Origin of the sequence: Chromohalobacter israelensis DSM 3043 (assembly GCF_000055785.1) — a bacterium.
Taxonomy (GTDB): domain Bacteria; phylum Pseudomonadota; class Gammaproteobacteria; order Pseudomonadales; family Halomonadaceae; genus Chromohalobacter; species Chromohalobacter israelensis.
The window spans coordinates 246763-258215 of record NC_007963.1 but is presented as its reverse complement, the minus strand read 5'-3'; the positions used below and the strand labels follow the sequence as shown (position 1 = coordinate 258215).

8 protein-coding genes and 1 CRISPR repeat array are annotated in these 11453 nt (G+C 62.8%); of the genes, 4 read left to right on the top strand and 4 right to left on the bottom strand.

What is annotated here, in order from left to right:
- Nucleotides 1-95: 95 nt before the first annotated feature.
- The 4 genes from CSAL_RS01140 to CSAL_RS01125 form a co-directional block, all read right to left on the bottom strand.
- Nucleotides 96-1343 (bottom strand): type II toxin-antitoxin system HipA family toxin, encoded by a 1248-nt coding sequence (locus CSAL_RS01140; protein ID WP_011505536.1) that lies wholly within the window; start codon nt 1341-1343, stop codon nt 96-98.
- On the bottom strand, nt 1336-1671 hold the full coding sequence (locus CSAL_RS01135) for a helix-turn-helix domain-containing protein (RefSeq protein ID WP_011505535.1): 336 nt from the start codon (nt 1669-1671) through the stop codon (nt 1336-1338). Before CSAL_RS01135 ends, CSAL_RS01140 begins: the two co-directional genes overlap by 8 nt.
- 78 nt (nt 1672-1749) lie before the next feature.
- Complete coding sequence (locus tag CSAL_RS01130) at nt 1750-4443, bottom strand: CRISPR-associated helicase/endonuclease Cas3 (RefSeq protein WP_011505534.1); 2694 nt, start codon at nt 4441-4443, stop codon at nt 1750-1752.
- 395 nt (nt 4444-4838) lie between these two features.
- A CRISPR array of direct repeats spans nt 4839-5843; the repeat unit is 29 nt; unit sequence CGGTTGATCCCCGCGCCTGCGGGGAACGG.
- Nucleotides 5844-6207: 364 nt separating this feature from the next.
- On the bottom strand, nt 6208-8268 hold the full coding sequence (locus CSAL_RS01125) for a choline transporter (RefSeq protein ID WP_011505533.1): 2061 nt from the start codon (nt 8266-8268) through the stop codon (nt 6208-6210).
- A 347-nt stretch (nt 8269-8615) separates the two neighbouring features.
- On the opposite strand from CSAL_RS01125, the gene CSAL_RS17550 reads away from it, so the two are divergent.
- From CSAL_RS17550 to CSAL_RS01110, 4 genes are read left to right on the top strand one after another with little or no spacing between them, the layout of a single operon-like run.
- On the top strand, nt 8616-8756 hold the full coding sequence (locus tag CSAL_RS17550) for a hypothetical protein (RefSeq protein WP_164915593.1): 141 nt from the start codon (nt 8616-8618) through the stop codon (nt 8754-8756).
- Nucleotides 8753-9502, top strand: a complete 750-nt coding sequence (locus tag CSAL_RS01120) for a metal ABC transporter ATP-binding protein (protein ID WP_011505532.1) — start codon at nt 8753-8755, stop codon at nt 9500-9502. The genes CSAL_RS17550 and CSAL_RS01120 overlap by 4 nt, the downstream gene beginning before the upstream one ends.
- Entirely contained in the window at nt 9487-10401 is a 915-nt protein-coding gene (locus CSAL_RS01115; protein ID WP_043557866.1) for a metal ABC transporter permease, read from the top strand. Before CSAL_RS01120 ends, CSAL_RS01115 begins: the two co-directional genes overlap by 16 nt.
- A gap of 49 nt (nt 10402-10450) precedes the next feature.
- Nucleotides 10451-11452 (top strand): metal ABC transporter solute-binding protein, Zn/Mn family, encoded by a 1002-nt coding sequence (locus CSAL_RS01110; protein ID WP_011505530.1) that lies wholly within the window; start codon nt 10451-10453, stop codon nt 11450-11452.
- The last annotated feature ends 1 nt before the right edge of the window (nt 11453 follow it).

Below are 11453 nucleotides of genomic sequence, written 5' to 3'. Positions count from 1 at the left end.
ACAAATGGATTTCGTTTTTATCGTCGTGCCATATAAACAACCAAAGCCAGAATAGCTTTTGCAGTGAACACCTATCAGGGTTTAAGACACTGGCTTTACAACGCCAGCCCATGCTGTAAGTCATCATGCTCGAAGGCGCTGGCCATACGCTCGATCTCGGCCGGACGTGCGCCAACGGCCCTGGCAGTGTTCCGCCAGGTTGCGGTTACTGACGCAACGTCCTTGATGATTCGCCGGGCGTTGGCCAGCGTGAGCCCAAAATAACCGGATGCCGCCTCCAGCAGATCGACCGAGCAGGTGCTCTCGTCGAGATCGATGTTCGTGGTTAACACCCGCGCCTTGAGGTCACTGGGCACCGGGTTGAGGTCATAGGCCGGAGCGAGTGACCATCCAGCGTTCCCCAACCACAGAAAGCCGTGATTGCGCAGATGATCGTCGACATTGGAGATCATCACGCTGAAGACGACGCGCCGATACAGTGCGTGCGCGTCGGTCTTTCCTTGAGCGCCATGCGCGGTCAGAGCATCGACCATTTCGGGATAGCTGCCAGGTTCGCCATCCCTGGCGCCCATCATTGCCATCGCGGAAAGAAACGGAATGCGGATAGTGCCATCTCGATCGAATCGTCTCGACAGCATGACGGCCCGACCGCCCACGTCGACCAGTTCGTGCTGCGGCGTCACGATGCCAGCCTGGTTGGCCAAGCGGAGCGCGATTTCTTCCCAGGTCTCCACACTGTACTCGTCGGTATCCTTCGGGAACTTGGCGATCGCGAGGTGGCCGTACTGATCGATGACCGAGGCTTTCGGGCGGGCCCCACCCAGGGACGAGCCCGGGGCAAAGATGAGCTGGAGGTCTTCATCCGTTTCCTCGTCACGCAAGACACGCTCTGTGACCTGAAGCAGTCGACCCAGCTCGACGAGGGCAGGAACGCCAGCCTGAATCGGCGCCTGAAATGACGTCTCGCCCACTCGGCGAAAACGCAGGGCACCAAGCCGAGTCTCATCAGACACTCCCAGCAGGTAATCGCTCTCGGCAAGCGTTCGAACACTGCGACCCTCCCGCGCGGCACGCCGCCGCTCGGCACGTTGCATCAGACGACGGCCCCAGGTGTCGGGCGCCGAGTCGCCAATCGAGCCGAAGCTGGTCATCCCTGCAGGTGGAGCGAAGGCTCCCCGCGTGAGTGCAAGGGCAGGCTCCAGTGAGAAGCGATCCGGCGACGCGAGCCATTCGGCGTCGTATTCGAAAAGAATCCTCTCCGTGCCACGCACGCGATTGCACCTGGCCAGACCGACTGGAAAGGTGCTCCCACCGAGGTCGATATGTACTTCGAACTCAGTCATTGTGCGAAGACCTCGGTAAGCGTTTCGATCCGACTCGCTTGGGCAGCTCGGCACTGGCAAGCGCCTGGCCAACGCTGTCATTGCCAATGTCGGCAATATCCGCGAGTCCATCGAGAAGGCCGAGCGCCTGAAGCACGCTCGCATAGATGCCGATACCGACGCTGGCGTCGCCGGCCTCGATTCTCTGCAGGGTAGAGCGCGATGTGAAGGCGCGCTCCGCAACGACGGCCATGGTAAGCCGGCGCCGACGTCGCGCATCGTGAATGTCGGCCCCGAGCTTGCGCAGCGCGCGACGCACGGCTGCCGGCGGGTTGTGAGGAGTTGCCATATGACACCTTCATGCTACATATTAAGCTATTATGTAGCACGAAGATCACATCACCGCCAGTTTCATAACCCGCAACAATCAACGCTTTTGCTCGGATCGAGCCAATTCCACGCCCCACTGGCTATCGTAGCGGCAATCGTCATCTTCCTCGGGCAGCCAGGGCCGGGTAAACCGCAACGCCTTGTAGCGCTCCTGCAAGGCCTCCCAACTTTCGGCATCGCGTTCGGGCAACTCGGCCAACTTCCTCACCTGGCTTTCTCGCAGCCGGCACTGGCTCAGCATATCGGCGTGATGCTCTCCATCGGCCCACAGCACCAGCGAATCATCCTGACGCTTGAGCAGCACCACGTTGACACTCGACTCGTCGCTCAGCCGCGTGCCCACATCGCGCTCTTCCTGCCATTGATCGAAGTCCTCGTTGAGCCGATAGCCGTCTTGCAGATCGAGCGTATTGTGAGTCGCCATCGATCCCACCATCTTGTTCATGCCACTGCGTTCCAGACGAGCCTGCTCCAGTGCCTCGGGAATCTCGTCGATGGAACAGGCATAGACCCGTTCGATCAGCTCGCGCGCAGCGTCTGGCATCTCGATGGCGCCCAGTTCCCGCAGCACGCGTTGCGTCAGCCAGATCAACGAGGTGTCTTGATACACCGCCTGCGTACCGCGATGAGCCCGACTGAGCCAATCCGCTTTGGGAGACTCTTCCCACTCGGGTGCCAGCACCAGAAGCCTCGGTGGCTGACGCTCACCACGCTGGTGCCGCTGCAACCGGCCGGCGCGCTGTATTAGCAGATCGATCGGGGCGATGTCGCTGATCATTCGGTCGGCGTCGCAGTCGAGGCTCTCCTGAAAAACCTGGGTGGTGATCAGCACCTGGCCTCGGCGTATAGAAGGCGTCGACGTCTTGCCGAAACGTTCGATCACATCGGACTCGATGCGGCGTCGGTCCACCATGGCAAAGCGGGCATGGAACAGCAGACAGCGCTCGGGATCGGAGTGGATATCACGAATGGCCTGCCAGGCACGGATGGCATCATCGACCGTATTGCGCACCCAGACGATGCAGTCGCCCGCTTCGATCCCCCGCGACACCTCTGCGATCGCGTCTTCCTCTTGGGTCAACCAGCCAATCTCGACTCGCCTCATCACCTCGGGGCGGGTTGCCAGTGGCGTCTCGCGATGAGCGCCCTGACCGCTATGTGTCAGCAGCGGATAGTCGGTACTGCTCAGTGCTGCCGACTCATACCCGAGTCCTTGCTGCCAGGCGTTGACGAGGGCCTGACGCATCGCAAAAGGTAGCGTCGCGGTCAGCAGGATCGCGCTTCCCCCCTGACGGGCGTGATGTGCAAGCAGTTGGTGCAGAAGTGTCTGCATGTAGTGGTCGAAGGCGTGTACCTCATCGACGATCAATACCTTGCGCGCCAGCCCCAGGAGCCGCAGCGACTGGTGCCGAAACGGCAAAAGCCCCATCAGTGCCTGATCGATTGTACCGACACCGACATCGGCCAACAGGGCCTTCTTGTTGGAGTCGGCGAGCCAGCGACTGCACTGCGTCGAGGCGCTGGCGTCGATGGCGGCGTAATCGTTGTCACCGGGCTGAGCAGCCATGACGGCACGCTCGAAATCCTCGTTCAACTGGCGAGCGCCGTGCGCCAGCACGAAAGACGGACGCGATTCTGCACTGTAAAAGCGGTAATGGAGATCCCCCAGGCGGGCATACATGGCGTTCGATGTCGCCATGGTCGGTAACGCGAAGTAGAGCCCTTCGCCATGTCCAGCGGCCAAGAGGCGTTGCGCCAGGATGCAGGCCGCTTCGGTCTTCCCCGCGCCAGTGACGTCTTCGAGGATGAACAGCTGCGGCCCCGCCTCGAGTGATATCGCCTCCGCCTTCTGCTGCAATGGCGTCGGGGTAATGTCGGCGCTGAACCACTGCGCCAAACTCTCGTAGGGGACGGGATCGGGGGACGCGGCAAAGCCGGTGGCTTGCAGCACCGATTCGGCCTGGCCGAGCGCACGAGACCAGTATTCGGACAGTGACATCGCCCGCTCGCAATATGGAAAGTACTCGCGATGGGAGCCCAGCCAATCGCTCAATGTCGCCCAACCGGCGATGGTCCAGCTCAATGTCCTGAAAACGTCTAGCCACTCTTCGTCAAGCAGCAGTTCGACCGGCCAATGCGGTTCGACCACCTTGGCCCAGTCCGCGATGAAATCGCGTGCCGCCGTGACGTCATCGACCTGTGCATCGCTGCCGTAAAAGGCTTCGACGTTTAAACGACCGGTCACGACCGGCCGGCCGTGGTGACCGAAAAAAGGTGCCATCAGGCTAGCCATTGGCTCAAGCAGCTTTCTGGCAGGCGTTTGATCATCGGGCGGCCAGTGCAGCACGCCCTCGCGACGCCATTGGCGCCACCAGGCATCCCACAGCAAGACACCCAGACGGTCATGCCGCTCCAGATAAGGCTTACCCAATGGCTTGGCCATACCCTCGAGTGTCAACTTCAGCACTTCCTGAAAGGCACGCGAGAACTTGCCGAGATCATGCAAACCGAGCAGAAATACCAGCAGTCGCCGCAGCGGTTCCGTCTCGATGCCAAGCCGTAGCGCCAGCTGCTGCGTCAGTGGGCGCTCGGGGGCCAATAAATGCCAGCCGACGGCCGCGACATCAAGGCTGTGCCAAGCCAACAGGTGGCAGCTGTCTCCCGACTGGCCCGGCATCGCCTTGCCCGCGTAGCGGTGATAAAAAGCAATCGCGTCATTGTCTGCCGACATACTCAGCTCCTTCGATGGGGACCGGTAACGAAACCCATTGATTGGGTTCGCACCGACCAGGCCGTCCTTTACTTGGAAGACCATAAAGCGAGATGAATCCCCGCGTCTGCGGGGAACGGTTGTCGTTATGTGGTGGACGCGGCCGGGTCGGCGGTTGATCCCCGCATCTGCGGGGAACGGACCGCCATTCTGATAGTTGCCGCGCTGATCGTCGGTTGATCCCCGCGCCTGCGGGGAACGGTGCGCCACCCCGGCCTCGCTGGTGGCCAGCGCCGGTTGATCCCCGCGCCTGCAGGGAACGGCCGCGTCGCTTCCAGCAGCGCACCCTGGACAACGGTTGATCCCCGCGCCTGCGGGGAATGGATGGCGGCGCGGTGTGCGCTGGTCAGTGGGGTCGGTTGATCCCCGCGCTTGTGGGGAACGGGTCAACATCGACGACATGGACGCCCAGGCGTTCGGTTGATCCCCGCGCTTGCGGGGAACAGGGCGCTATGGCGGGCGTCGCCAAGCTGGTCGACGGTTCATCCCCGCATGTGCGGGGAACGGGTGGAAGACGCGATGGCCGACCTGGCCATCGTCGGTTCATCCCCGCGCCTGCGGGGAACGGATATCCCGGGCGTCCCGTAGCTGGTCCGTCATCGGTTCATCCCCGCGTGTGCGGGGAACGGCCGATCAGTGCCACCTCGTCGCGGCGCGCTTGCGGTTGATCCCCGCGTCTGCGGGGAACGGTCGGCCATTTCCTCGACCAGAAGCTCGGTCGGCGGTTGATCCCCGCGCCTGCGGGGAACGGTACAGGTCGCCCCGACGCACCTTGGTGGCACGTGGTTGATCCCCGCGCCTGCGGGGAACGGGCTGGGCAGACGGTGTGATGCGAGCATGGGGACGGTTGATCCCCGCGCCTGCGGGGAACGGTGCAAATCGTGTTGCGCAATCATCGTGAATGCCGGTTGATCCCCGCGCCTGCGGGGAACGGGTTGCGATACTGCCATATGATTCGCCCCTGGGCGGTTGATCCCCGCGCCTGCGGGGAACGGCAATGGGCCTTTTGTGGTGATTTTTGTCCTCCCGGTTGATCCCCGCGCCTGCGGGGAACGGCAGCGGCCTGTGGGATGGCTCATTCAAGCTGGCGGTTGATCCCCGCGCCTGCGGGGAACGGGCCGTGGCATTCGCACGCTGGATCGACGTCGACGGTTGATCCCCGCGCCTGCGGGGAACGGATGACGTCAGCGATCGCATGGCCGACATGATCCGGTTGATCCCCGCGCCTGCGGGGAACGGATTGGGTCTGCGCACACTGGCATGAATACCGGCGGTTGATCCCCGCGCCTGCGGGGAACGGGAACACGGTGAGCGCGGCTCGCATGCTGCCGTCGGTTGATCCCCGCGCCTGCGGGGAACGGTCTAATCATAGACGCTTGTTTCTAAAGGACAAAATCGGCCGACATCTTTCCACCAGTGATGTCGCCTATTTTTTGATCAGCGCAATTTGTTAAAGAACCAAATAAATCAAATAGTTGGCGAAGAGCCGCAAAGAGCGCACCAACGCCGTTTGCAGTGCATCTCGGCTGACTCATTCGCTGACGGATAAAGCCTCTTGCCTGACTATGACATTACCATTCTCTGAAGAAGGCTGCTTGCAGGCGATTCTCGGCATTGGGTATTGCTCGCCCCTCCCACGCAAAAACCCACGGCCGCATCGCGACCGGGGGCTCAAGCTTCTCAAGAAGGCCGGCCGCCTGACGGTGGCGGCCGGCCGGGCACGCCTTATGAAGGCGGCTGTTCCGGGCTGTCGGGCATGTTGATGTTGCCCGGCTCTATCCGGTTGAGGTGCAGGAACTGCATGTGCAGTTCGTACTGGTCGAGGATGTCGCCGATCACCTGATCGCGGGTGTAGCCCATCAGGTCGTAACCCTGGCTACCCTCGAGCAGGTAGACCTCCAGCCGGTAGTAGCGCGAGTCGGCATGCGGGGCATGCATCGCGAATCCGGGCGTCGAGAAGCCCTGACTCCAGACCTGGTAGGTGAAGTTCTGCTCGTCCTCGAAATCGACGTTGAGCGACAGGTAGTCGTCGCCGTTCTGCACGCCCTGATTGATCTCGACGGACACGCCTTGCTCCTGCAGCGAGTCGCGCACGGCTTCCATGGCGGGCTTGCAGGTTTCCTCCATGAAGCGCCGTGCCTGCTTCTTGCCGGGGAAGCTCATGGCACGACGAAGGCGCTGCTGCCAATTGCGGGAGTCGCGCTCGCCGCCACCGGTACGACCGGAAAGCTGGCCGGCCAGGCTCAGGCGCCGGCTGTCTTCCTTGAAGGCCTCGAGCTTCAGTGCCTTGAGCAGCCCCGCCATCATGAAGAACAGCACGATCGAGAATGGCAGTCCGGTGATCACCACCGCGCTCTGCAAGGTGGTCAGCCCCCCGGCGAGCAGCAGCGACAGGGTCAGGATGCCGATCACCGCCGACCACAGAATACGCATCCAGACCGGCGCATCGCTGTTGACGTTCTTGAGCTTCGAGGTGAAGTTCGAGAGAACCAGCGCCCCGGAATCCCCCGAGGTGATGAAGAACACGATCGCCAGGATGCTCACCGCCGCGGTGGTCAAAAGCGGCATCGGATACGATTCGAGGAACAGATAGATCCCCGCCGGCGGGTTGTTCATCACCTGCTCGCCGAACTCGCTGGCGCCGTTCATCGCCATGTCGATGGCACTGTTACCCAGCAGCGACATCCACAGGAACATGAAGATGATCGGCAGCGTCATGGTGCCGAGCACGAAGGTGCGGATCGTCCGGCCCCGCGAGATGCGCGCCAGGAACAGCCCGACGAACGGCCCCCACGCGATCCACCAGGCCCAGAAGAACAGCGTCCAGCCGTTCAACCAGCCGGTCGGCCGGTCGAAGGCATAGGTGTTGAACGACAGGCTGACGAAGTTGGTCAGGTAGTCGCCGATGTTCATCACCAGCGCGTTGAGCAAAAAGATCGTCTTGCCGGCAAACAGCACGAACAGCAGCAGCAGGACCGCGAGCAGGATATTGAACTCGGAAAGACGGCGGATGCCGCGTTCCACCCCGGTCACGGCGGAAATGGTCGCGAACAGCACGATGCCCAGCACCAGCACCACCTGGGTCCAGGTACCCTTGGGAATGCCGAACATGTAGTCCAGGCCGAAGTTGAGCTGGATGACCCCGATCCCCAGGCTGGCCGCGATGCCGAATACCGTGCCCAGCACGGCAGCGGTGTCGACCACGTGGCCGATCATGCCGTAGATCCGCTCGCCGAAGATCGGGTAGAGCGCGCTGCGGATGGTCAGCGGCAGGTTGTGCCGATAGCTGAAGAAGGCCAGCGCCATGCCCACCAGGGTGTAGATGCCCCAGCCGGAAAGCCCCCAGTGCAGAAAGGTCAGTTCCATGGCGTGGCGTGCCGCGGCGACCTGATCCTCGGGCGCGTCGGGCGCGTTGTAGAACTGCGTCAACGGCTCGGCCAGCGCGAAGAAGATCACGCCGATGCCGATCCCCGCGGAGAACAGCATCGCCGACCACGAGAAGATATTGAAGTCGGGGCGCGAATGCTCTGGCCCCAGTCGGATGCTGCCGTAGCGCGAGACCCCCAGATAGATCACGAAGACCAGGTAGATCACGACGGTCAGGAAGTAGTACCAGCCGAAGGTGTTGGAGATCCAGCCGAGTATGGCATTGATGATGGTATTGGCCTGGTCGGTAGCGACCATGGTCCACAGCGAGAAGGCGACGATGCCGATCACCGAGCTATAGAACACCGGCCCATTGAGGCGATCGCGTGTCGGTGCCTCGTTATTGGATTGTGTCGTCATAGGAGTTCCTGATGTGGTTCAGGCAAGGTTTGCGTTCACGGAAGCCGGCACACGAGCGTTTCACGGCGCTCGTCACGGCGCAGTTACTAGCTTAGAGGCAATAAGGAAAAACACCTTCTTATCGATCAAGGCGTCGAAAGAAAACAATTATTTATAGGATAGTCAAGCCTTGTCACGCTCGGCGGCCACTGCGTACCAGTCGGGCGCTTGCGTGCACAAGCGCTTTTTCGCCCTTCCCCACGACTCGCCGAAAACGTTATCCTATTGCGCTTTTCGCAGGTGACGGCAAAACGCTTGGCAAAAGTTTTGTTACGTTATAACCTTCTGCATGGTACCGAGGAGTCGTCATGTCACACCGTCACCGCCCGGATGGGCCTTGCCACTTTTCCCTGATGTCGATGGGCGCCGGGCGTCGCGTGCTCTTGGCACTGTTGCCGCTGGGGCTGCTTTGGCTGGCCGTGGCGTGGGCGATGGGAGCCTTTGCATGAGCCGCTTGACGCTCGACAAACTGACCCTCGCCCAGGGCGGGCGCACGGTATTGGAGGACGTCAGCGGGACGTTCGAGGACGGTGCAATCACCGCGCTGGTCGGCGCCAACGGAGCCGGCAAGAGCACCTTGATTCAGGCGATCATGGGGTTGCTGTCGCCGCTTTCCGGCCAGGTACATTGTTCCATGCCCAAGGAACGCCGCGCGTGGTTGCCGCAACAGCTAGCGCTGGACCTGACCTTTCCGATGAGCGTCGAGGAGCTGATGCTGACCGGACGCTGGCCCACTCACGGCACCTTCAAGCGCTACGGCCCGGACGATTATCGCCACATGCATGGCGTGATGCAGCGCCTGGGGCTGAGTGGCCTGGCACACCGTCCGCTCGGCGAGCTTTCCGGCGGCCAGCGTCAGCGAGCCCTGCTCGGTCGCACGCTGATGCAGGAAGCGGAGCTCTTGCTGCTCGATGAGCCGTTCGCCAATGTCGATACTCATACCGTGGAAATTCTCTGCGACACCCTGCGCGACATCGCCAACCAGGGTGCCACGGTCATCGTGGTCCTGCATGACATGGAGCAGCTGGCGCGCCTGGCGGATTGCGTGCTGCTGCTGGCGGGCGGTCACGCCCAATGGGTCGAACCGGAAACGCTGCTCGAACGGCATCATGCCCCCGCGCGCCGCCATGCGCATACCCAGGCGCCCTTCATTTCCCTGAACCTGCCGGACGTACCGCCATGCTCGACCTATTGACCACGCTGGGTGCATGGCTCATCGCCCCGCTGACCGATTACGCCTTCATGCGCCGCGCGCTGGTGGGCGGCCTGGCACTGTCGCTGGCCGCGCCGCCTTTGGGCGTGTTCCTGATGCTGCGCGGCATGAGCCTGGTCGGCGATGCCATGGCTCACGCGGTGCTGCCGGGCGTGGCGCTGGGCTTCGTGCTGGCGGGCTTCTCGCTGCCGGCAATGAGCCTAGGCGGCCTGGTGGCCGGGCTGCTGGTGGCCGGGCTGGCAGGCAGCGTATCGCGCATGACCGGTCACCGAGAAGATTCGGCCATGGCCAGTTTCTATCTAATCTCCCTGGCGCTGGGGGTGATGCTGGTCTCGCTGCGCGGCAGCAGTGTCGATCTCACCCATGTCCTGTTCGGCTCGATCCTCGCCATCGACGATACCGCCCTGTGGCTGATCGCCTCGGTGACCAGCGCCACCCTGCTGGTGCTGGCGCTGATCTTTCGTGTGCTGGTGGTGGAATGCCTGGACCCGCTCTTTCTACGCGGCCAGGGGATTCGCGGCGGCCTGGTGCATGGCATCTTCCTGGGGCTGATGGTACTCAACCTCACCGCCGGCTTTCAGACCCTGGGCACGCTGATGGCGGTGGGCTTGATGATGCTGCCCGCCACCGCCGCGCGTTTCTGGTCGCAGCGGCTCGAAGGCCTGATCGGACTGGCGATCGTCATCGCCATGCTGTCGAGCGCCGGGGGCCTGCTGCTGTCTTACCACCTCGGCCTGCCTTCCGGCCCGTGCATCATCCTGATCGCCGGCACCATCTATCTCGTCTCGGCGCTCTGCGGCCGCCATGGCAGTCTGTTGGCACGCCTGCGCCGTCGCGCCGCGCCGCTGGAAAAGAACGAAGACACCTGCACGTCGCCATGAACGCTTCAAGGGCCTGACCGGCCTCGTCCATCGATAAGAGGAAGTTCGCATGTCCAAGTCTTTCACCTTACTGCTCGGTGCCGCCGCTCTGACGCTGTCCGGTGCGGCACGCGCCGAGGGTCCGATGAGCGTCGTCGCCAGCTTCAGCATTCTCGGCGACATGGTCGAGGAAGTCGGTGGCGAGCATGTCGACGTCACCACGCTGGTCGGTCCGGACGGCGACGCCCATGTCTTCTCCCCCAGCCCCACCGACGCACGCGCTGTCGGCGAGGCGGACCTGTTCGTCGTCAACGGGCTGCATTTCGAAGGCTGGCTGGACCGCCTGGTGGAAGCCAGCGGCTACGAGGGGCCGGTGGTCGTGGCAAGCCGGGGCATCGATGCCCTGAGCTTCGACGAGGAGCGCGAAGAGCACTCTTCCGATCATGAAGGTCACGACCACGCCACAGGCCACGATCATGACCACGACCACGACCACGACCACGACCACGACCACGACCACAGTGAGCATGCGGGCCACGACCACGGTCCGGAAGACCCGCACGCCTGGCAGGACCTGCAAAACGGCAAGCAGTACGTGGCCAACATCCGCGACGCGCTCGTCGCGGCAGACCCCGAGCATGCCGCTGACTATCGCCGCAATGCCGAGCAATACGTCGAGGCCATGGATACGCTGGATGCCGAGGTCCATCGTCGGATCGGCGCGATTCCCGAGGCCAATCGCGTGCTGATCACCAACCACGATGCCTTCGGCTATTTCGCCAACGCCTATGGGCTGGACGTGCTCTCGCCGGTCGGCCTCTCCACGGCCGCCGAGCCCAGCGCCGCCGGCATGGCCAAGCTGATCGAACAGATCCAGGCACGCAACGTCAAGGCACTGTTCCTGGAAAACATGACCAGCCCCGCCCTGCTCGAGCAGCTGGCCGACGAAACCGGGGTGACCATCGGAGGCACGCTCTACGCCGGCGCCCTGGCGGCCGAGGGCGAAGCCAGCACCTACCTCGGCATGTTCCGTCACAATGTCGATACGCTGACCGAGGCCTTGAAGGACTGAG

Bases quoted from the DNA above. Each gene is read 5' to 3' on its own strand.
- CSAL_RS01140 (WP_011505536.1), bottom strand. From the start codon at position 1,343: ATGACTGAGTTCGAAGTACATATCGACCTCGGTGGGAGCACCTTTCCA.
- CSAL_RS01135 (WP_011505535.1), bottom strand. From the start codon at position 1,671: ATGGCAACTCCTCACAACCCGCCGGCAGCCGTGCGTCGCGCGCTGCGC.
- CSAL_RS01130 (WP_011505534.1), bottom strand. From the start codon at position 4,443: ATGTCGGCAGACAATGACGCGATTGCTTTTTATCACCGCTACGCGGGC.
- CSAL_RS01125 (WP_011505533.1), bottom strand. From the start codon at position 8,268: ATGACGACACAATCCAATAACGAGGCACCGACACGCGATCGCCTCAAT.
- CSAL_RS17550 (WP_164915593.1), top strand. From the start codon at position 8,616: ATGTCACACCGTCACCGCCCGGATGGGCCTTGCCACTTTTCCCTGATG.
- CSAL_RS01120 (WP_011505532.1), top strand. From the start codon at position 8,753: ATGAGCCGCTTGACGCTCGACAAACTGACCCTCGCCCAGGGCGGGCGC.
- CSAL_RS01115 (WP_043557866.1), top strand. From the start codon at position 9,487: ATGCTCGACCTATTGACCACGCTGGGTGCATGGCTCATCGCCCCGCTG.
- CSAL_RS01110 (WP_011505530.1), top strand. From the start codon at position 10,451: ATGTCCAAGTCTTTCACCTTACTGCTCGGTGCCGCCGCTCTGACGCTG.